Genomic DNA, 20,185 nt, shown 5'->3' on the forward strand with positions numbered 1-20,185 from the left:
TTACTGCAATCCGTCAAGGTTATTAAAAATCGTATTCTTATCAAGTAAAAAATTCACATTCTGGAGGCCGCTGTTAATAACCGCCTTACTAAGCGCATTAATGGCAGCGATACGCGGAAAGCTTTTACGCCAAATCAACACCACCCGACGATCGGGCACAGGTTTAGTAAAAGGTATATAGCGCAGCAAGCTAGTTTCCTGCCCCGGCGACGATAACGCACTCGACGGCATGACCGTGACGCCAATTCCCGTAGCAACCATATGGCGTATGGTTTCCAGCGATGAACCCTCAAAAGTTCGCTGTATGCCTTCGCTGGTCGCCGAGAAACGGGACAGCTCCGGACAGACACCCAGCACCTGGTCCCTGAAACAATGGCCGGCACCAAGCAGCAGCATCGTTTCATTCTTCAGCTCTTCCGGATCAATGGCATCACGAGTAGCCCAGGCATGATTGTGCGGCACCGCCACGACAAAAGGCTCGTCATAAAGGGTACGTACCATAAAGCCGGACTCTGGCAATGGCAGAGCCACAATCGCACAATCGATTTCCCCTGCCGCAATAGCTCAAGAAGACGCACCGTGAAGTTTTCCTGCAGCAGCAAAGGCATCTGCGGAGTAAGCTTGATCTGCTCAGGCACCAGAGATGGCAACAAATAAGGAGCGATTGTGTAGATAATTCCGACGCGTAAAGGTCCTTCCAAGGGGTCGTGCCCTTGCCTGGCTATCTCACGCAGATTGGCCCCCTCTTCCAGTACTTTTTGAGCCTGCTCAACGATGCGTAACCCTATAGGCGTGATCCCTATTTCTGACCCGCCGCGCTCGAAAATAACCACTTCCAGCTCTTCTTCGAGCTTGCGGATCGCTACAGACAAGGTGGGCTGACTAACAAAACAGGCTTCGGCGGCACGGCCAAAATGGCGCTCACGCGCAACGGCAACAATATACTTCAGTTCGGTTAAGGTCATAGAGAGCTCATTGGGCGCAATAACACATAGGGCGTTATTGCTGAATATTTAATTTAGGTCCGTAAGAAATCTTCACGCCCCTTCAACCACCGTCGTACATGAGCAATCGCATGTTCCGGGTATTGCTCGCGCAGCAGCATTGCACAGTTTCTGGCCTGTTCGACTAGCGCCTCGTCGGTTTCAATGTCGGCAAACCGCAAGAGTTCCTGGCCCGATTGACGCAAGCCCAGAAATTCGCCTGGCCCCCGCAAGCCAAGGTCTCTTCGAGAAATTTCAAAGCCGTCGGTGGTCTCGTACATAGCCCGTAGACGTTCACGAGCGATAGCCGAAAGCGGCCCCTGGTAAAGCAGCACACAGACTGCCTGATCGGCGCCGCGTCCCACCCGGCCCCGTAGTTGATGCAGCTGTGCCAAACCGAAACGTTCGGCATGCTCAATTACCATCAAGGTAGCGTTAGGCACATCTACACCCACCTCAATTACCGTCGTGGCAACTAATACACTGATGGTGCCCTGTCGAAAAGCTTCCATGACGGACGCTTTCTCAGCAGCAGAAAGCTTGCCATGCAGCAGCCCTACTGTGATGCCAGGCAGGTGATCATTCAAGTAGAGCTGCGTATCCACAGCCGTTTGCAGTTGCAGCGTTTCGCTTTCCTCTACTAGCGGGCATACCCAATATACCTGCTGACCCTGATTCACCTGGGCATAAATATGGGCGATGATTTCGTCGCGACGGCCATCCGCTACCAGCTTGGTAATGACTGGTGTCCGACCCTCCGGCAGCTCATCGATTACGGACACGTCCAGATCAGCCAAAAAGCTCATGGCCAAGGTGCGCGGTATGGGAGTAGCACTCATGTTCAACTGGTGTGGCACCATCAGCCCAACAGGACTTGCAGCCTCGCCTTTTCGGCTTAGGCTTAATCGCTGCCCCACACCAAAACGGTGTTGCTCATCAAGTATGATGAGGCCCAAATGCTTAAACTCTACACTGTCTTGAATAAGAGCCTGGGTTCCCACCAGCAGGGGAAGCGTGCCTTCTTTCAGCCCCGTTAATACGGGTAGCCGCTGCTTTGCGGTTTTACTTCCGCTTAGCCAGCCTACCCGAACCCCCAGGGGCTCAAACCACGCTGTCATCTTTTGGTAGTGCTGCTCTGCCAGCAACTCGGTCGGAGCCATCATGGCTACCTGAAGACCGCTATCTATGGCCTGGGCGGCGGCAAAGGCGGCAACAACAGTCTTGCCGCTACCGACATCCCCCTGCAGCAATCGATGCATAGGAAAAGCGCGTCGTAGATCGTGAGCAATTTCGGCTATCACCCGCTGCTGAGCGCCAGTCAGTTCAAAACGTAAACTGCTCTGCAGACCTTGCCTCACGCTTCCGTCGCTATTGGCCAGCGGATAAGCCTGCTGAGCCAGACGGGCAGCACGCGCTGCCGCCAGACTAAGCTGCTGGGCCAGTAGCTCATCAAACTTTATTCGTACCCAGGCTGGATGCTCACGTTCGATTAGCGTCTGGTAGCTGGTCTGTGACGGCGGCGAATGCAGCAACCGGATAGACTCAGCAAAAGGATGCAGTTCAAGACGCTGGACAATTTCCGGGGGCAAGGTGTCGCGTAAATCGGCGCGTTCAATGGCCTGATGAATGGCGCTTCGTATGGCTGACTGACGCAGGCCATCGGTGGTTGGATATACTGGTGTCAACGCATCGGCGAGCGCCGCGTCGGCCTGGGTAACTTTAGGATGAATTAACTCAAGCCCATGGAAACCACCCCGAACTTCGCCCCGCACCCGAACTCGCTTACCTACCTCAACCTGCTTTTGCTGATTGGGATAAAAATGCAGCCAGCGTAGTCGCAATTGCCCTGTTTCATCAGCAATCGTGGCATGCAACTGCCTCCTGGGGCGGGCACTTTGCTCTTGCTGGACTATCTCGCCTTCAATTTGAATGAACTCGCCCGGCCTGGCTTGCGATATGGTGTTGACCTGGGTTTCATCTTCGTAGCGCAAGGGCAAATGAACGATAAAGTCGTCGTCGGACATCAGACCCAATCGCTTAAAGCGATCGGCCTGAGTCGGCGCCCGTTTTTTAGCCGTCTTTGCAGGGGTAAAGGATGCGCTGGTGGAGGCCATAGGGTGCTATAGAGCTAGCACTGCCTCGACTTCTATCAAGGCCGCTTTAGGCAGGCTTGCCACGCCCACGGTGGAGCGCGCAGGATAAGGCTGGGGAATGATTTCAGCCATGATCGCGTTAGCGCTGGCAAACTTGCTTAGATCAGTCAGATACAGCGTGAGCTTGACGATATTGCTTAGGTTTCCACCGGCTTCAATAGCCACCGCTTCGACATTGCTGAAGCAGCGTCTAACCTGAGCTTCAAAATTGTCGGAAACAAGTTCGCCTGTACTGGGGTCCAGCCCGATCTGCCCGGACAGGTATATGGTTTTTCCAGCCTCTACAACGACTGCCTGCGAATAAGGACCGACAGCAGCAGGAGCAGAGCTGGTATGGATAATACGTTTGGACATAAGGGTTGCCTACCGAAAGACTTAAGGATATCTATCAGATTTTAATCGTCTATAGCTTAGCTTAACAACCCAGTCTGAGCCACATTATTTATCGACGAATGCGCGCTCAATGACATAATCACCCATTTGCCCTACCCCAGGCGAGATTTTGAAGCCACGCTCGTTAAGCATATTGCTGATGTCAGTAAGCATTGCCGGACTTCCGCACAACATGGCGCGGTCGTGAGCGGGATCGATAACATCAACACCGATATCGCTGAAAATACGTCCGCTTTCCACAACCTGGGTGATTCTGCCTTCGTTGCGGAAAGGCTCACGAGTGACGGTGGGGTAATAAATGAGCTTATCGCGGATAATATCACCGAAGTATTCGTTGTCAGGCAGTTCTTTCTCGATGAAATCTGCGTAAGCAAGTTCACTGGCGAACCGTACACCATGCACAAGAATGACTTTTTCAAATCGCTCGTAGGTTTCGGGGTCTTTAATGATACTCATAAAAGGAGCCAGACCTGTTCCGGTACCAAACAAATACAGATTCCTGCCGGCCCGAAGGTCGTCGATGACCAGGGTGCCCACCGGCTTGCGGCTGACCAGCACAGTATCGCCTTCTTTTAGATGCTGCAGCCGCGAAGTCAACGGGCCATCTGGCACCTTGATACTGAGAAACTCGAGGTTTTCCTCGTAATTGGCGCTGGCAATACTGTAGGCGCGCATTAGCGGCTTACCCTCGACTTCTAAGCCTAACATCACGAAGTGCCCATTAGTAAAACGAAGCGCGGCGTCTCGTGTGGTGGTAAACGAAAAAGTGTATCGTTCCAGTGATGCACACTGAGAACGCGTTCAGAGTTAAAAGCAGCCATGTGTACGCTATAAGTAGAGGTTAAAGACAGCTATGCCTATAAAAGGCAAATTCGAGGATTTGGTATAAACAGTTATTCTACCCTGTTAAATCAGGGTTTGCAGGTTTAGCCAGGAAACTAAAGCCGCTGTCCAGTAGGATTTACCTTAATCTAAAGGTGGCTCGCGCGGCTTGCGGAAAATCAAGTAAGCACTTCTTTCAAGACACCGCTAAAAGCCGGCGTTCTTCAAACACGACCCGAACATTTGCCAAGCTTCTGCTTCTAGATGATAATCATTTTCATTATAGCTATTTATATTAACATCTGGAGACTTCTGATGACCGCCATGCGCAAGCACACCCTTTTATTCGCCGCACTGGCTATGACTTCAGCGGCTTTCGTCTCCGCTTCGGCTCCGACAGCAGACGAGGTCAATCTCTACACGACCCGCGAGCCCGGCCTGATCATTCCTTTGCTCGATGCCTTTACCGAAGACACTAAAATCAAAGTCAATACCGTCTTTGTTAAAGATGGTCTGATAGAGCGCGTAAAAGCCGAAGGCGATAAGTCTCCTGCCGATATCTTGATGACTGTGGACATCGGCAACTTGATTGACCTCGTCGAGGCCGGCATCACGCAGCCCGTGCAATCAGATATCTTAAATGCCGCTATTCCGGAAAACTTGCGGGGCAGTGATGGCCAATGGTTCACACTGTCCTTACGTGACCGGGTCGCCTATGTGGCCAACGATATTGATATCAATACCCTGACCTACGAAGACTTCGCCGACCCAAAATGGAAAGGCAAGGTCTGCATACGTTCAGGCCAGCATCCTTACAATACTGCACTGATTGCTGCAAAAATAGCGCATGACGGTGCCGAAGCCACCGAGCAGTGGCTGGAAGGCGTAAAAGCCAATCTGGGACGTAAGGCGGCTGGTGGCGATCGGGATGTGGCACGCGATATCCTGGGCGGCATTTGCGACATCGGCATTGCCAATGCTTATTATGTGGGGCGCATGAAAAACGCTGAACCCGGTAGCGATGCTTATAAATGGGGTGAAGGTATAAAAGTTGTACGTCCCACTTTTGCCAGCGATAAAAGCCAAGGCACGCACGTTAATATCTCCGGCGCAGCCGTTGCCAAACATTCCCCGCACAAAGATAGTGCCGTGACATTGCTCGAATACCTGGTGTCCGACAAAGCCCAAAGCCTTTACGCCAAAGCCAATTACGAATATCCGGTAAAGGCTGGGGTAGAGCTTGACGAAGTGGTAGCCAGCTTCGGCGAACTCGAGGTTGACCCCCTGCCGCTAACTGAAATCGCCAAGCACCGTAAACAAGCAAGCGAGCTGGTGGACAAAGTTGGATTCGATAACTAAATCTCGTAGCGGTCAGAATGGCTACAGCGCTGAGCGGCCTGAAAGCCCCCGGCGCCAAGCGGGTCTTAATCGGCCATCGGAAAGATCAATCATAAACCTATGGCTTAGGCTAAACGGGTGGCAGGCACTCTCGTGCCTGATTGCCATCATTGTCGCTGCTCCGGTTGGTGTACTTATATGGCATGCTTTTGGCTCAGTTGATCATTGGGCTCATTTATTCTCCTACGTACTGCCTAACGCTTTTACAAACACGCTATTGCTATTGATCGGCGTCGGAATACTTGTCACCAGCATAGGAGTAGGCGCCGCCTGGCTAATCACGGCCTACCAGTTTCCTGGTCGCCGTATTTTATCGTGGGCCTTGCTGCTCCCGTTGGCGGTGCCCACTTACATTGTGGCATTTGCCTACCTGGATATCTTGCATCCAATCGGACCCGTACAGGGCTTAATCCGTGACATATTGGGCTACGATAGCCCGCGCCAATTCAGGTTACCTGACTTACGCTCATTGGGTGGCGCCGTCTTCTTGCTTGGTTTCGTTCTGTATCCTTACGTTTACTTAAGCACACGGGCGATGTTTGCCACACAAGCCACAAGCCTGCTTGAGGCCGCCCGCGTATTGGGCGAAAGCAGCCGATCCGTATTTTTCAGGGTGGCCTTACCTATGGCCAGACCCGCAATTGCGGTCGGAGTCAGTCTCGCATTACTCGAGACACTGAACGATATCGGCGCCTCCGAGTTTCTGGGCATTCAAACCTTAACCGTCTCAATCTATACCACTTGGGTAACGCGCTCTGATCTCGCTGGCGCAGCCCAGATCTCGCTAGCCATGCTGAGCCTGGTCACCACCTTAATCCTGGTCGAACGTTTCGGTAGACGCAACCAGCGCTACAGCAGCAATCAGCGCTCTCATCCTGTGCAGCCCATTCCCCTAAAAGGATCAGCCGCTCTATTTGCAAGTGCTTTGGGCTGGACGCCAGTATTCATTGGCTTTATTGCGCCGGCCTGTTATCTGCTCAATGAAAGCGCCAAATACCTGCACCTGACTGGCGCCATGTCTGATCAGTTGCTGAGCAGCGCCGTCAATACCGTTAGCCTGGCATTGGCGGCAACTATCGTGACACTGGCAGGTGGCTTAACGGTCGCTTGGTCGGCACGAGCCGTACGGTCTGACTTATCCAGAACCCTACCGCGCTTCATCGCTGGCGTCGCCTCTATAGGTTATGCCATACCGGGCACGGTTTTAGCCATTGGCTTGTTATCACCACTGGTTTTCGCAGATACAGCGTTGAATTGGATAAGCGGCTTTTGGGGCGGCCCGGACCGCTTACTGATCATGGGCTCGATGGGCGCACTGGTTATTGCCTACAGTATCCGCTTTATGGCCATTTCGGCAGGAGGTATCCAGGCTGGGCTATCACGCATCCCTCCTTCCCTGGAGCAAGCAGCCCGGTTACTCGGAGCGGGCCCCACTGCCACCTTAGGCCAGATCCATCTGCCGCTATTGCGTCCAGCCCTCGCGGCTTCTGCCCTGCTGGTGTTTGTGGACGCCATGAAAGAGCTGCCTGCCACCTTGCTTCTACGGCCCATGAACTTTGACACACTGGCGACGTGGTTATATGCGGAAGCAGCCAGGGGGACCTACGAAGAAGGCGCGGTGGCAGCGCTCGCCATCGTAACCGCAGGCCTCTTGCCCGTTATCTTATTAGCGCGTACTCAATTTAAAACCACGTACTAAATACTTATGTCTGCTTACCTGAACTTAGAGAACATCACCCTTGCCTACCGAACTTCCAGCGGATCTAAAACAGTAGTGCACGACTTGAGCCTGGAACTCGACCAAGGCAGCATCGGCTGTTTACTAGGCGCGTCCGGGTGCGGAAAAACTACTATACTGCGCGCTATTGCCGGCTTTGAGCCCTTACAGTCTGGGCAGATAGTCTTAGGAGGGCAGAGTCTGTCTACCCGCTCGGACAGTGTGCGGCCAGAGAATCGGAATGTCGGCATGATGTTTCAGGATTACGCCCTGTTCCCCCATCTGACGGCGTCCAGAAACATAGGTTTCGGGCTACGCAAGCTCAGCAAGGCAGCCCGTCAGGAGCGTATCGCAGAAATGCTCGAGCTGGTCGGGCTGCAGGACTTCAGTCACCGATATCCGCACGAGATGTCCGGAGGCCAGCAACAACGGGTGGCCCTGGCTCGAGCCTTGGCCCCCAAGCCTGACTTACTGCTGCTCGATGAGCCCTTTTCCAATCTGGACGTGGATACCCGTGAGCGGCTTGCCTTTGAGGTACGGGACATACTGCAAAAAACGGGTTTGACCGCGATTCTGGTCACGCATAATCAAGCCGAGGCCTTTGCCATTGCTGATCGTATCGGCGTCATGAAAGACGGACACATCATACAGTGGGATACTGCCTACGGCCTGCATCACTCGCCTGTCAACGACTTCGTCGCCAATTTCATCAGGCGCGAAGCCCTGCTTAATCAACGTGCACAAGCATTTCTGCGCGGCGAACCCGTAGCGTCGTAACCCTACAGGTCCGCATACATCCAATCAAAGGCTGTAGTACATATCGAATTCGACGGGATGCGGTGTCATTCTCAGGCGAGTCACCTCGTTTTGCTTGAGATCCAGATAAGCATCCAGCATCTCGTTGCTAAACACACCACCGCGTGTAAGAAACTCGCGATCATTGTTGAGCGCTTCGATGGCTTGCTCAAGTGATGAACAAACCGTAGGGATTTTTGCATCTTCCTCTGGCGGCAGATCGTACAGATTCTTGTCGGCCGCATCGCCAGGATGAATCCGGTTTTGCACACCATCCAGACCCGCCATCATCAAGGCTGAGAATGCCAGGTATGGATTAGCCATCGGATCTGGAAAGCGAGCTTCTACGCGACGAGCCTTAGGGTTGCTGACGTAGGGAATACGGATAGAGGCTGAGCGGTTTCGGGCTGAATAGGCCAGTTTCACAGGGGCTTCGTAATGCGGGACTAAACGCTTATACGAGTTTGTGGTGGGATTGGTAATGGCATTTAGCGCGCGCGCATGCTTGATTATGCCGCCAATATAAAATAGGGCAAATTCTGAAAGACCGCCATAGCCATTGCCGGCAAACAGATTTTTCCCGTCTTTCCAGATCGACTGGTGAACGTGCATACCCGAGCCATTGTCGCCCATAATAGGTTTAGGCATGAAGGTCGCTGTTTTGCCGTACACATGAGCCACGTTGATAATCGTGTATTTCATGATCTGGTTCCAGTCTGCCCGCTGGACCAAGGTCGAGAAACGTGTACCGATTTCAAGCTGGCCAGCGCCGCCGACCTCGTGGTGATGAACTTCCACTGGCACACCCTGCTGCTCAAGCAACAAGCACATCTCGGAACGCATGTCGTGAAAGGCGTCGACGGGAGGAACCGGCACATAACCGCCCTTGACGCCGGGCCGATGCCCCAGATTATTGCCCGTCAGTTTGGCGCCTCGGGACCATGGTGCGTGATCGGCACCGATTTCAACAAAGCTGCCGGACATATCATCGTTCCAGCGGATGCTGTCAAAGATAAAGAACTCTGGCTCCGGGCCAAAATAAGCGGTGTCGCCAAGACCGCTGGCTTTTAAATAAGCCTCAGCCCGTTTTGCCAATGAGCGCGGATCCCGGTCGTAACCGTTCAGGTCAGTGGGCTCAGCCACGTCACACGTGACGATCAGTGTAGATTCTTCGCGAAACGGATCCATGCGAGCAGTTGCTGCGTCAGGTAATAGCAACATGTCTGACGCTTCCACCCCTTCCACCCTGGCAGCGATGAGCCATCGAAAGCAATACCCGCTTCGATGCGCTCTTCGTCAAAACTGTGGGCTGGTACCGTTAAATGATGCTCGCGGCCCAAGGTATCGGTGAAACGACAATCGACAAATGCCACGTCATGTTGGGAAAGTAATTTGACGAGCTCTTCGGGGGTAGACATCATGACTCCAGCAGGAATAAATTGCGACAATAAAAATGCATAAAACGGCGAAAACACAAAGTGACTATCCACATACTATGCAGTCTAAGGATGAATTGTAATTCATGGGAACCAGCCCACCCATAAAAATTGCAATTATTAGCACCTTATCGCGACTATTTGAGTTTAAGAAACTCAGCCTGCAAATCGTTCAGGAAACGCCATCCCAGATCGCTGGCTTTAATACGCACAGGATCATCGGCAAGCAGGCCTTTTTCCAGGCAACGCTTAATAGTGGGCAATACGTGACGTAGGCTCTGGCCTGTACGTTCCTCATAGTAAGAGGCGGGGACGCCTTGCTTTAGTCGCAGCGCATTCAGCATGAACTCGAATGGAAAGTCAGCAAAGGCAATAGCGTACTCTTCAGCCAAATGCGAACCATCTCGCTTGAGAGCAGCCTGCATCCATGATTCAGGACTGCGCAAGGCAGACTGCCTAATGACGCGATCAGGAAAGGAAAGTTTGCCGTGCGCCCCAGGCCCTATACCCAGGTAGTCGCCGAACTCCCAATAATTCATGTTGTGCCGACTGTGTTTACCCGCTTTTGCATAGGCGGAAATTTCGTACTGCATAATGCCATGCTCTTGGGCAGTGGCGATCAAGTGATCCTGAATCAGTGCACTGGTGTCTTCGTCCGGAAGATGCTCAGGCGGATACTTAGCAAATACCGTGTTGGGCTCAAGGCTCAAGTGGTACAAAGACAAATGCTCCGGGTCAAAGCTTAGGGCCTGCTGCAGATCATAAGCGGCCAGCGCCAGGGTCTGTTCAGGCAAGGCGTACATCAGGTCAATGTTAATCCGGGGCACCGAGCGCTGAGCGATTTCGATGGCTCGTCGAGCCTGATCTGCAGAATGCACACGCCCCAATGCCTTTAAAGCAGAATCATCAAAACTTTGCACACCCAGGGAGATCCGGTTGACGCCGCTGCGGCCAAACTCTGCAAATCGCTCAGCCTCAACTGTTCCAGGGTTGGCCTCCAGAGTGATCTCGGCGTCAGGCAGCAAACGCAGATAGGCCCGTATCATGGCGAGCATGTCATCGATGGTTTTCGCCGACAGCAGACTGGGTGTGCCGCCCCCAATAAATACGGAGACCACCTGACGCCCCCAGATAAGAGGGAGCGCCTGTTCAAGATCGGCACGCAGCGCCTCAAGATAAAGCTGCTCTGGCAGTTCGTCTGGAGCCTTATGCGAATTGAAGTCACAGTATAGGCACTTACGTACGCACCAGGGAACGTGCACATACAGTGACAAGGGCGGAAGCGTATCGAACTTAAGCGCCGTTTCAGAGCTTGGCCTTATGCGCACTGCAGGAGTGGATGTCATGCTCATATTAGCTCTGGGCCACCGTTTCCTGCTGTAAGCGCTCTAGCAACTGCTTCAATGCCTGAGCCCGATGACTACGCTTGTTTTTTTCTTCTTCAGATAATTCGGCAGCTGTTTTCTGCAAATCACGCACATAGAAATGGGGGTCATAACCAAAGCCATTATGCCCTGCCGGTTCGGCTACGATAGAGCCATCCCAACAGCCCTCGGTAATGATGGGACAGGGATCATTGGCAGACCTGACATACACCAGTACCGCAACGTACCTGGCCCGACGATCAGACACACCTTGCAGTTTCTGCACCAGGTACTGATTATTGGCAGCATCGGACTTCTCGCCGCCATTCATGAGGGCAAATCGTGCCGAGTACACCCCAGGACCACCGTTCAGGGCATGGACTGACAGGCCGGAGTCGTCCGCCAGCGCAGGCAGTCCCGTCTGCTCGCTGGCGTGACGCGCCTTAGCGAGTGCGTTTTCCACGAAGGTCTGAAAAGGTTCGTCTGCTTCACTAACACCCAGTTCGCCCTGAGGCACCATATCAATGCCCACGGTAGACAGAATGGCAGAAAACTCACGCAACTTACCCGGATTATTAGACGCTAGCACTACTTTCATATTCGACACCAAATATCTATTTACAGTGAATTATTTGCCCTGCCTTACAGCCTCAAGCTGTAAGGCCTGCAGTTCGCTTATGCCTGACTGTGCAAGATCGAGCAAACCATTTAGCTCTTCGCGACTGTAACTATGCCCCTCGGCCGTACCCTGGATCTCGACAAACGCATTGGCGTCGGTCATCACCACATTGACATCGGCATCGCAGCTGGAGTCTTCCAGATAATCCAGATCAAGCAAAAGCTCGCTCCCCCTTTTGCCTACAGAGACAGCCGCTACTTGCCCCAGGAGAGGACTCGTCGTCAGAACCCCCTGATCAAGAAGCTTTTGCACCGCGAGCGCAGCCGCTACCCACGCCCCGGTGATGCTCGCGCACCGAGTGCCTCCATCAGCCTGCAACACATCGCAATCAATCTGCAAGCTACGTTCGCCCAGTAACTTCAAATCGAAGACAGCCCTTAAGCTACGGCCGATAAGACGCTGAATTTCCTGAGTTCGCCCGCTTTGCTTGCCCCTTGCCGCCTCACGATCACTACGTGTATGGGTAGAGCGTGGCAGCATGCCGTATTCAGCAGTAACCCAGCCCTGCCCTTTGCCTTTTAAAAAGGGTGGAACCCTGTCAATGACACTGACGTTGCAAAGGACATGCGTGTCACCCGCCTTCACCAGTACAGAGCCTTCAGCGTGCTTGCTGAAACCCGTCTCGAAAGCCATGTTACGAAGCTGGTTATTAAGACGGTCTTCATGCCGTGATTTTACTGCCTGATCGCGAGTTAACAACGAACTCTCCAGAAAACCGAACAGTCGCGCACCCTCAGATCGAGGTGCGTAATTTAAGCTGTTCTATATTGATGACTTGTCCACCCGCATCATTCCACATGTGGGGATTGCAGGTGAATAATAATATCTGATGGCGTTTAGACGCATCATAAATAGCCGCTTTCATGCGAGCCAAACGGTACTCGTCAGAATAGCTAAGCACATCGTCCAGCACAATAAGCGTAGGCTTGCCCGCTTCTTTCAATAAATCTGCATAAGCAAGGCGGGAAATAACCGCAATCTGCTCAAGAGCACCGAAGCTTAGTTCCAGCAACTCGGCCGAATTACTGTTTTCACGGTGTAATACTTTAGGTACGAAGTTGTCGTTAAGTTCAATACTGGAGCCGGGGAAAAGGAATTCAAGATAATAATTGATACGCTTTAGCAACGGTGCCTGCAAGCGCTCCCGCAAGCTGGAGCGGGCGGCCATCAAATACTGCTTAAGATGCTCCAGCGTCTCGGCTCGTTGCCTGAACTGATCGCAACGCTGAAGTGCCTGACTCAAAGCGGCCTGTGTACTCGCTAACTGTTCGTCTAAGCCTTGAGCCCCAACAATTTGCAGCTCAGTCTCGACCTTGCTCAGTTCAATCTGCAAATCGTAGAAGGCCCGTTCAGCCTGTACCGCACGACCTTCGAGGCCAGCAATTACCGCCCGCACATCGGCGGCACTGCGGCCATGCTGACGAGTGCTTTCAAGCTCGGCCCTGCGTTCTTCAGCTTGCTGAATTTCTGTATTGATCAGTGTCAGGCGAGCCAAGTGCTGCTGCGACTGAGTGGACTGCGCCTCGCTGTTGATATGGGTTTGCAGGCGGTTGATCTCATCCTTCGCCGCCGCCAGTTTAACCCTGTTTTCTATACCTGACTGATTGAGCCCCTGCAATACTCGCTCATCGCGCTCCAGAGCGTTTTGCGCGGCTTGCTCAATCGCCTGTGCCTCGTCGACCGATAAGGTTTCCCTAAGATCAGCAGGTGGCCGCGCCGGCATATATTGAATGCGTTCAGTGACCTCGACAATCTCTTTTTCTAAAGCGCTCAATCCTGCGGGAGCATGAATCGATATTTGACTCTCAATGCGTCTTAATTCAATCAGCCTTTTTTCCTGTTCACGGAAACAGTGCTCTGCCTGCGCTAAATCAGTAACAGACAGTTGCTTCAGGAGTCTGGCGTGATTCAATTGAGCCTGATGCAACTGATCACGTAGCTTCGCAAGATCCTGCCCACCAGGAGAAATATGAATCAAGCCCACGTCTGCGATTGCTATCGTGGTTTGCTCAGTGATCTGAAGCGGCTGGCTGCTATCGGTCAGAGGGGATCCCGCTACCGTAACGGCTTCGCTGTTGAGAAGCTGGAAATCCAATCGGGTAGAGACCATTTCTAGCTGGGCCAGCAATACCGCCATAGCGTGTTCAGCCTTGCGCAAGGCGTTAATATCCTCAGCCCTGAGCACGATGGCAGGGCCATCGCCTTTTACTTGCTGTTGCTGCTCCAGCAAGGTATCGACTGACTGCTTCGCATGACGAAGCTGAGCGAGGCGATGCTCAAGCTGCTCATGTTCTCGTCGCTGCATTCTCCATTGTGCAGATGCCGTTGCTGCCTGACGCTGCGCTTGCGCCTTTTGCATCCTGCTCACAGCCATATCTCTGGTGGCCTCAGCCTGCTGCAGCTGCTCTTGCCCCTGAGCCATTGATATTTCCAGCTGCCTGACCACGGTCAGGAGCTGCGTATAGCGTGCCTGGTCGGCATCATGGTTTTGCAAAGCCTGAGAGATATATTGCTTTTCTTGCTCAAGCGTTTTGAGCTCGGTCGTTAACTGAAGCAACCGGGCTTCACGCTGCTCAGCTTGAGTTGCCTCATGGTGCAACGCTGGTATCTGGCCGCGTAGCGTGCTCCATACCTGCACATCCTGTTCACGCCTGAAACGCTCGCCTAAACTCTCTAAATGATCCACCAGCTTTCGGTAAGTAGCTGATTCTTTAGTAAGCCGCTCTACCTGGGCGGTCAGCTCTGCCTGTTCTTTAAGAGCTTTATCGTATTCTGCCCTGGGCTTTCCGGTACCGGTTAGCAGTTCCGCCAGGCGCCGCTCGACTTCGGCCAGAACACCATCGCTATCACTGCTGGCCAATGCCCCCACACTCGCGCCCAGGGCGTCGCCCAGGTGAGACGTCGCGGGGGTAACAGCCTGGGCCAGTTTATGCAGTTCGCCTTGCAGCACCCACAGCAATCCCGGTACGCCCCAGTCGTCCGGACCACTTCCTCCGCGCCTGCGTAAACTGAAACCAAGCACGTCGGCCAAATGCTCTTCAGCAGCCGACCCATCGAAGTGCTCAGAGCCAATACGCAAGTCGCAGCCCGCCTGACGCAAGAACCGCTTATGAAGCAAGGCGGACTGATCCTTAACTTCGAACTCAACATGAACTTCAGGCCTCGCGGAACTATCACCGTAAGGTCTGAAGGATTCGACGGTAGAAGTGTTATGCCGCTCAAAAAAGCAGATCGCAACGCAAGGGACAAGGTGCTTTTTCCCGCCTCGTTAGGCCCGGTAATGACAACCAGACCATCGTCCAGCTCTTTGAGCTCGAAGGGATCCACAAACTGCTTAAATTGTGAAAGATATAATCGGCGCAGCTTCATGGTGACTCTCAGGCAGGTCGTTGAACAAGGTCAAGAATGGAGGCCAGCTCGACCAAGGCCCGGCTTGAAATGGCCTGGCCCTCTTCGCTTTCGCTGCGAAGCTGATCCAGTACCTGTGCAACGTACCCATCCACATTCAAAGCCGCAATATCCTCGGCGCTGGGGACTAGCAATAGCTCATCGGTGTGTACCTGCAGACTGCGCAGACGTGCCTGTTTCTCATTAATCAGAGCCATGCACTGGCGCTGCTGCTCCAGGCTGATACGCCCGCTCAACGTCAGCTCCAGGACCGTCTGGGACCCAAACTGATGCAGCAACGTCGCCAGCTGATGTATATCGCTGTCGACCTCAATGGCATGACTGTGCTGTTCCCAGCGAAACTGATATGTTTGCACCCGTTCAACGTGGGGCACAGCGCCGGGCTGGTCTATCGACACAATTAATGCACAGCCAGCGTCATTATTACGAAACCGGTCTGGCTCTGGCGTACCGCTATACCAGGTACGTTCGTCGATTTGCTTCATTCCGTGCCAGTCCCCCAAGGCCAGATAATCAAGCCCGGCTTGCATTGCTCGTCCGGCAGCAATAGGGTTCGTACGGCTTGCTTCGTCGCTCAGCACACCCTGTACGCTGCCATGAGCCATGCCGATACGGTAGTAGCCCTTCGGCGTAAACGCCTCATCAAACCATTGCGTCAGATCATGAACCGTATGCCGTTGAGTCAATGGCGCAGGCAACACCGCCAGTCGGTAGGGGTCAAAACAGCTGACTGAGGCCTCTTCCAGCAGGTGAACCCGCTCCGAGAGCAGTTTTAAACGCTTGGCAAACTGCCACACGCCCTCGGCAAGAAGAGCATCGTGGTTGCCTGAAATAAAAATCCAGTCGCCGTCAAAGGCCTCAAGCGCATTAAACATCCGTCTTACGGTGCGCTCGGAAAGGCTTTGGCTATCAAACACGTCGCCCGCAACCAGAACGGCTGAAACACCCCGGTCTTGTGCAAGTTGAGCCAAGCCTTCAACTGCAGTAAAGCGCGCTTCCTGCAAAGCGTAAGCATCTTCTGGTTCAAAGCGAGAATAGACTCTGCCTATCTGCCAATCGGCGGTATGTAACAGTTTCAGCATGGATACCCTGAGATTTATATAACAGCTTTATGCCATTAGAACATGCAGGATCGCTAGCGTCAGACTAGGGGCTACAATTAAGCAATTCTCTGACTTAAACGGTAGCAACTTATGATCCGCAGCATGACGGCCTTCGGCAACGCCCGCGCCGAATCCGACCTGGGCACCATCAGCGTTGATTTGCGCAGTGTAAACAATCGGTATCTGGATTTAACTCTTCGCATTCCAGAAGAAATGCGCTTTGTAGAAAGCGCGTTGCGCGAGCGGCTGACAACCAGGCTGCAACGCGGCAAAGTCGAGCTGCGCCTAAGCTTCACCAAAAAGATGCAAAACCAGCAGCAGCCGCTGCAGGCGGAGTTTCTGCAACGTATCGCTGATGACCTTGCCTTAGCCCGAAGCATTATCCCAGATGTCCCCGCCCCTCGATTAAGCGAATTAAGCAGTGCTCACCATCAAGAGGCTACGCAAGCTGATCTTGATGCGTGGCAGGCGCTTTGCATCGAAGCTTTTGATCTGGCTCTAAACGAACTTCAAGCTTCTCGCCAGCGTGAAGGAAAACGTCTTGCGGACAACATGCTGGAAATCGCCGCTGAAGTTGACAACATCGCCACACGCGTTGAAACACACATGCCGCAAATTCTGATAGACCAGCAGCAAAAGATCAGCGAGCGGCTGCATGAGGCCCTGATGGGCATCAGCCCTGAAGGCTTTGACTTGATCAGCGGAGAAGAGCTCTCGGCCCGCATAGCTCAGGAAGCCTCTCTGTTTTCAATGCGTATCGATGTAGCTGAAGAACTCACCCGACTGCGATCGCATGTCAAAGAGCTTGACCACATACTCGCTGCCGAAGCCACTAGCGATAAAAAAGCGCGCGCAAAGGCAGCAGTGGTAAACGCCTGGACTTTTTATTCCAAGAGATGAACCGTGAAGCCAATACCCTGGGCTCTAAAGCCGGCGCACTCAGTGTGACTGAAGCCGCCATAGACTTAAAGCTCATGATTGAACAGATGCGTGAGCAGGCGCAGAATATTGAGTGATGTCTACCGAGTTCGATTAAGGTCTATTACTTCAATAAATTCAATAGATTAAAGAAACCCTTACTCCATATAACTCTACCAACACCCACCCAAGTCAAGAAAAAATCGGTGAGTACATAGCACAATCTGCGTTAATCAGTGGTGGGTACATTTGGAGTAAGGTTTCTATGTCAGTACTTACAAGCAAGGAAGTTAGCGCAAAGCTCCGGGGCAAGCTTGGACACTTCGCCGATGGCAATGGTCTTTACCTTGTAGTACCTAGCAGGGGCGCGCGTTTTGGGCGCTACGCTTCACCTCCAACGGAAAGCGTAAACAAATGACGCTAGGCTTCATAGATGACCTAGCCTTAGCTAACGCGCGTGCAGAAGCAGCACTTAAGATGAAGCAACTACGTGAAGGCCTTGATCCGTTAGTAGCAAAAAAGAGCCATATACGGCCCTATGGATACAGTAGATGATCTCTTTACTGACTGGCATGAAGGCAACATAAAACGCCTTAAGCATCACCATATCCCTCTAAGCGTTTACACCAAAGACATCGCCCCCGTGATAGGCCAAATGCAACCAATAGCAGTAACGAGGCGTGACATTAGGCAAATTCTAAGAAACATCGCAGAAAGCAATAGACCGACTATTGCTAACGATGCTCTGCTCTATGACACCAATAGTTAGCTGAGTAGCAAAGCTTGAGAACAGACTACAGCCCATAAGTCACAGACCGTTCAGTTTGCATGAGCAATTGCTACTGCACGCACCGCAGCAGAAATGTCTTGCACACGTGAATCACTCAATAAGGCACCACGAGCATGCAATATGTGGCCATTGACGTGCGATCTATAAGAGGCGTATTCGGTAGCGACACTGTGGGGGATCGAATACGCATCTTCCACATGGTAATGCTCGTTAAAAATCACAACGACCAATTCGTCAAAGCCTTGAGCGTCCAAATTACGCAGTACGCTTAACTGCCGTGATTTATTATCAGGCGTCACTCGGCGCGCTTTGATTTGTATTTTTTCCCTGATTCCGAGACTGCATCGTAATCTGCCGACGAGTTGCTTGCCAATGTCAATCCCAAAGCTTTAGAAACCAACCATTCTGCGTAGTCACCAGTGGGATTGTTTTTGGTTCTAAGCACGCCACGATGCCGAAGCTCAGTTATAGCATCGGTATGAAGCGTTAGCAGGTCATGAAGTGATAGTTTTTTAATGTCCATGTTGCAGATCGTATCATTTGGCCCGTCGATTTTCACCACCTATAAAAGACAGCTTGCGATTGAAGAGTAGTTCAGCCACACTCCACTGAAAAACCTACCACTCGAAACAATAGATGCCCACATGTAACATGCCAGGACACCCTACTGAATGGAGAGATTCATACGTTTGCAAACACAGGTTTTTCAGGGGCTACTCATAGCCATTTCCCCGCTAGCAGCACTGGCGGCCACCTACGAATGGTCCAGTGGATATGGCCAGGGAACGACGGAATATCATGTTGATGATGGAAATGGAAATAGCCTCGCCATCTGGTGTCCACATGGACGTGCTAAGTCAGCTAGTGCTCAAATGATAACGCGAGGGTTTGATTACAACTCACCCAAAGACAGCATAGAAATCAAGTTCGTCATTGATGGTGTGGAGTTTGACGATCCCTTCAACACCTCTTGCAGGGCTTGTGAAAATAATTTCGTACAGTCTTTTTGGCCTGCGCTATTAAAAGCAAATAACCTTTTTGTTCGTGCCGACGGCTACGAGGTCCGCTTTCCTACCAAGGGGCTAAGTGAAGAACTACTGCCCCTGGATCATCCTGCCAACCCCTGCCTAACGGAGTCTCAGGCATTTTCGTTGGAAAACCAGACCTATGCTCCTGCACAAGAAGCCCGCCCTACTCTACCAGCAGGCTTTACCAATCTGGCGATCATTGATGACCCAGACGGCTATACCAACATGCGTAGCCAGAAAAGTGCAAAAAGCCAGAACGTGGCCCGTGTTGTACAAGGCGAACAGTTTTTTACCTATATGCAAGATGGCAATTGGTGGCAGGTAAGAACTGCCCAAGGCAAGGTGGGATATATGCACATTTCGCGTATCCGACTGCTTGATTGAGGTGGTTAACTGGTTTGCGTTAACCTGGACTGAGAAGGTGCTACACGGAGCGGGTAACCGCTCAATCTATTAGGTTCACTATTCGTAGTGCGTCCACATTCTCAAGATACGGACGACACGTTCCTGGATGAACACTTCGTACACCAACCGATGCTGAATATTGATACGGCGGGAATAGGCCCCGGAAAGATCACCGACCAATTTTTCGAAAGGCGGTGGATTCTGGAACGGGTCAATCTCCAGGATCGCAATCAGCGTTTGCACTTTGGGCTTGAAACCAGCCGCAGCAACCTTTTTCGCATCCTTGAGCGCTGCTTTTGCAAACACGATTTGCCAAGTCACCAGTCCAGTTCCTTAGCACTCTTTTCCAGGGGCTCTGCCATTCCCTCTTTAATGGATTCACGCATACCAGGCACAGAGGTCAGATACAGCGTCTCCTGGATGGCATCCCAATCGGTTTCCGAGATCAGCACGGCGCTTGTACGTTTGCCAGCTATTCGAATCGGCTGATGAGACTCGGCGGTTTGGTCAATGAGGCGGTACAGGTTTGCCCGCGCTTCAGTTGCAGTTATGGTTGTAGTCATGGCAGTTCTCCAAATGCATCTAAACAGTACGCTATTACGTACGTGAAATCAAGTCCCTGATACTAACCCTTCCTAAACAACGAACGAAAGCCACCTGAACGGGTATTGATCCCGAGCGTCTTAGTCAAACTCTCTGGACGCACTCTATTAGCCTGCGGTCTAGGCCTGGCCGCCACAGAATATTGAGTGATGTTACTGATATCATCAAGCCCTATAAACCCAATAAGTAC

General features: G+C 52.4%; 15 protein-coding genes and 7 pseudogenes. 6 read left to right on the forward strand and 16 right to left on the reverse strand.

The window, feature by feature from the left end; all coding sequences use genetic code 11:
• The 5 genes and pseudogenes from L1889_RS19095 to L1889_RS06160 all read right to left on the reverse strand — a co-directional run bounded on the left by L1889_RS19095 (position 1) and on the right by L1889_RS06160 (position 4,350).
• Positions 1–833 (reverse strand): annotated as a pseudogene (locus L1889_RS19095) (hydrogen peroxide-inducible genes activator).
• A gap of 9 nt (positions 834–842) precedes the next feature.
• A pseudogene (locus tag L1889_RS19100) lies at positions 843–965 on the reverse strand (LysR family transcriptional regulator); the annotation flags it as partial.
• A gap of 53 nt (positions 966–1,018) precedes the next feature.
• The gene (gene recG / locus L1889_RS06150) at positions 1,019–3,097 is read right to left on the reverse strand and encodes an ATP-dependent DNA helicase RecG (protein WP_238664388.1); all 2,079 of its coding nucleotides are present in this window, start codon (positions 3,095–3,097) and stop codon (positions 1,019–1,021) included.
• A 6-nt stretch (positions 3,098–3,103) separates the two neighbouring features.
• Positions 3,104–3,490 carry a Rid family detoxifying hydrolase gene (locus L1889_RS06155; protein ID WP_238664389.1) on the reverse strand — a complete coding sequence of 129 codons (387 nt, stop codon included), beginning with the start codon at positions 3,488–3,490 and terminating at the stop codon, positions 3,104–3,106.
• An 84-nt stretch (positions 3,491–3,574) separates the two neighbouring features.
• Positions 3,575–4,350 (reverse strand): annotated as a pseudogene (locus L1889_RS06160) (ferredoxin--NADP reductase).
• Positions 4,351–4,675: 325 nt separating this feature from the next.
• Between L1889_RS06160 and L1889_RS06165 the strand changes: the two are divergent.
• The 3 genes from L1889_RS06165 (at position 4,676) to L1889_RS06175 (ending at position 8,243) form a co-directional block, all read left to right on the forward strand.
• A complete protein-coding gene (locus L1889_RS06165) occupies positions 4,676–5,710 on the forward strand; it encodes a Fe(3+) ABC transporter substrate-binding protein (protein WP_372871720.1) in 1,035 nt (344 codons plus the stop codon).
• Between the two features lie 91 nt (positions 5,711–5,801).
• Positions 5,802–7,448 carry an ABC transporter permease gene (locus tag L1889_RS06170; protein ID WP_372871721.1) on the forward strand — a complete coding sequence of 549 codons (1,647 nt, stop codon included), beginning with the start codon at positions 5,802–5,804 and terminating at the stop codon, positions 7,446–7,448.
• Between the two features lie 6 nt (positions 7,449–7,454).
• Positions 7,455–8,243 carry an ABC transporter ATP-binding protein gene (locus L1889_RS06175; RefSeq protein WP_238664391.1) on the forward strand — a complete coding sequence of 263 codons (789 nt, stop codon included), beginning with the start codon at positions 7,455–7,457 and terminating at the stop codon, positions 8,241–8,243.
• Between the two features lie 24 nt (positions 8,244–8,267).
• Here L1889_RS06175 and glnA read toward each other — a convergent pair.
• From glnA to L1889_RS06205, 7 genes and pseudogenes are all read right to left on the reverse strand, one after another.
• Positions 8,268–9,679: pseudogene (glnA, locus tag L1889_RS06180) on the reverse strand (type I glutamate--ammonia ligase).
• 155 nt (positions 9,680–9,834) lie between these two features.
• Complete coding sequence (hemW, locus tag L1889_RS06185) at positions 9,835–11,043, reverse strand: radical SAM family heme chaperone HemW (RefSeq protein WP_238665871.1); 1,209 nt, start codon at positions 11,041–11,043, stop codon at positions 9,835–9,837.
• A 7-nt stretch (positions 11,044–11,050) separates the two neighbouring features.
• Entirely contained in the window at positions 11,051–11,659 is a 609-nt protein-coding gene (gene rdgB / locus L1889_RS06190) for an RdgB/HAM1 family non-canonical purine NTP pyrophosphatase (protein WP_238664392.1), read from the reverse strand.
• 30 nt (positions 11,660–11,689) lie between these two features.
• On the reverse strand, positions 11,690–12,439 hold the full coding sequence (rph, locus tag L1889_RS06195; RefSeq protein ID WP_257793858.1) for a ribonuclease PH: 750 nt from the start codon (positions 12,437–12,439) through the stop codon (positions 11,690–11,692).
• A 34-nt stretch (positions 12,440–12,473) separates the two neighbouring features.
• On the reverse strand, positions 12,474–14,858 hold the full coding sequence (locus L1889_RS06200) for an ATP-binding protein (protein ID WP_238664393.1): 2,385 nt from the start codon (positions 14,856–14,858) through the stop codon (positions 12,474–12,476).
• A 116-nt stretch (positions 14,859–14,974) separates the two neighbouring features.
• Positions 14,975–15,109 (reverse strand): annotated as a pseudogene (locus L1889_RS19105) (AAA family ATPase); the annotation flags it as partial.
• 8 nt (positions 15,110–15,117) lie between these two features.
• Positions 15,118–16,230 (reverse strand): metallophosphoesterase family protein, encoded by a 1,113-nt coding sequence (locus L1889_RS06205; RefSeq protein WP_238664394.1) that lies wholly within the window; start codon positions 16,228–16,230, stop codon positions 15,118–15,120.
• A gap of 111 nt (positions 16,231–16,341) precedes the next feature.
• On the opposite strand from L1889_RS06205, the pseudogene L1889_RS06210 reads away from it, so the two are divergent.
• Positions 16,342–17,267 (forward strand): annotated as a pseudogene (locus L1889_RS06210) (YicC/YloC family endoribonuclease).
• Positions 17,268–17,544: 277 nt separating this feature from the next.
• Positions 17,545–17,724, forward strand: a pseudogene (locus tag L1889_RS19110) (integrase arm-type DNA-binding domain-containing protein); the annotation flags it as partial.
• Between the two features lie 264 nt (positions 17,725–17,988).
• Here the strand turns inward: L1889_RS19110 and L1889_RS06215 are convergent.
• Positions 17,989–18,258 (reverse strand): hypothetical protein, encoded by a 270-nt coding sequence (locus L1889_RS06215; protein ID WP_238664395.1) that lies wholly within the window; start codon positions 18,256–18,258, stop codon positions 17,989–17,991.
• Positions 18,255–18,482, reverse strand: coding sequence for a hypothetical protein (locus L1889_RS06220; protein WP_238664396.1), 228 nt, complete (start codon positions 18,480–18,482; stop codon positions 18,255–18,257). The genes L1889_RS06215 and L1889_RS06220 overlap by 4 nt, the downstream gene beginning before the upstream one ends.
• Before the next feature lie 148 nt (positions 18,483–18,630).
• On the opposite strand from L1889_RS06220, the gene L1889_RS06225 reads away from it, so the two are divergent.
• Positions 18,631–19,371, forward strand: a complete 741-nt coding sequence (locus tag L1889_RS06225) for an SH3 domain-containing protein (RefSeq protein ID WP_238664397.1) — start codon at positions 18,631–18,633, stop codon at positions 19,369–19,371.
• 78 nt (positions 19,372–19,449) lie between these two features.
• Here the strand turns inward: L1889_RS06225 and L1889_RS06230 are convergent, their stop codons facing one another.
• Both L1889_RS06230 and L1889_RS06235 read right to left on the reverse strand, forming a co-directional pair.
• Positions 19,450–19,713 carry a Txe/YoeB family addiction module toxin gene (locus L1889_RS06230; protein ID WP_238664398.1) on the reverse strand — a complete coding sequence of 88 codons (264 nt, stop codon included), beginning with the start codon at positions 19,711–19,713 and terminating at the stop codon, positions 19,450–19,452.
• Positions 19,710–19,955: a type II toxin-antitoxin system Phd/YefM family antitoxin gene (locus L1889_RS06235; protein ID WP_238664399.1), complete on the reverse strand. Its 246-nt coding sequence runs from the start codon at positions 19,953–19,955 to the stop codon at positions 19,710–19,712. The genes L1889_RS06230 and L1889_RS06235 overlap by 4 nt, the downstream gene beginning before the upstream one ends.
• Positions 19,956–20,185: the final 230 nt, after the last annotated feature.

Source organism: Paenalcaligenes niemegkensis, from assembly GCF_022230885.1.
GTDB lineage: Bacteria > Pseudomonadota > Gammaproteobacteria > Burkholderiales > Burkholderiaceae_B > Paenalcaligenes > Paenalcaligenes niemegkensis.

What these genes read in the sequence shown, in the direction of transcription:
- L1889_RS06235 (WP_238664399.1), bottom strand. Translation starts at nt 19,955, where the DNA reads ATGACTACAACCATAACTGCAACTGAAGCGCGGGCAAACCTGTACCGC.
- L1889_RS06165 (WP_372871720.1), top strand. Translation starts at nt 4,676, where the DNA reads ATGCGCAAGCACACCCTTTTATTCGCCGCACTGGCTATGACTTCAGCG.
- L1889_RS06220 (WP_238664396.1), bottom strand. Translation starts at nt 18,482, where the DNA reads ATGGACATTAAAAAACTATCACTTCATGACCTGCTAACGCTTCATACC.
- L1889_RS06205 (WP_238664394.1), bottom strand. Translation starts at nt 16,230, where the DNA reads ATGCTGAAACTGTTACATACCGCCGATTGGCAGATAGGCAGAGTCTAT.
- hemW (WP_238665871.1), bottom strand. Translation starts at nt 11,043, where the DNA reads ATGACATCCACTCCTGCAGTGCGCATAAGGCCAAGCTCTGAAACGGCG.
- L1889_RS06175 (WP_238664391.1), top strand. Translation starts at nt 7,455, where the DNA reads ATGTCTGCTTACCTGAACTTAGAGAACATCACCCTTGCCTACCGAACT.
- L1889_RS06155 (WP_238664389.1), bottom strand. Translation starts at nt 3,490, where the DNA reads ATGTCCAAACGTATTATCCATACCAGCTCTGCTCCTGCTGCTGTCGGT.
- rdgB (WP_238664392.1), bottom strand. Translation starts at nt 11,659, where the DNA reads ATGAAAGTAGTGCTAGCGTCTAATAATCCGGGTAAGTTGCGTGAGTTT.
- recG (WP_238664388.1), bottom strand. Translation starts at nt 3,097, where the DNA reads ATGGCCTCCACCAGCGCATCCTTTACCCCTGCAAAGACGGCTAAAAAA.
- L1889_RS06225 (WP_238664397.1), top strand. Translation starts at nt 18,631, where the DNA reads ATGGAGAGATTCATACGTTTGCAAACACAGGTTTTTCAGGGGCTACTC.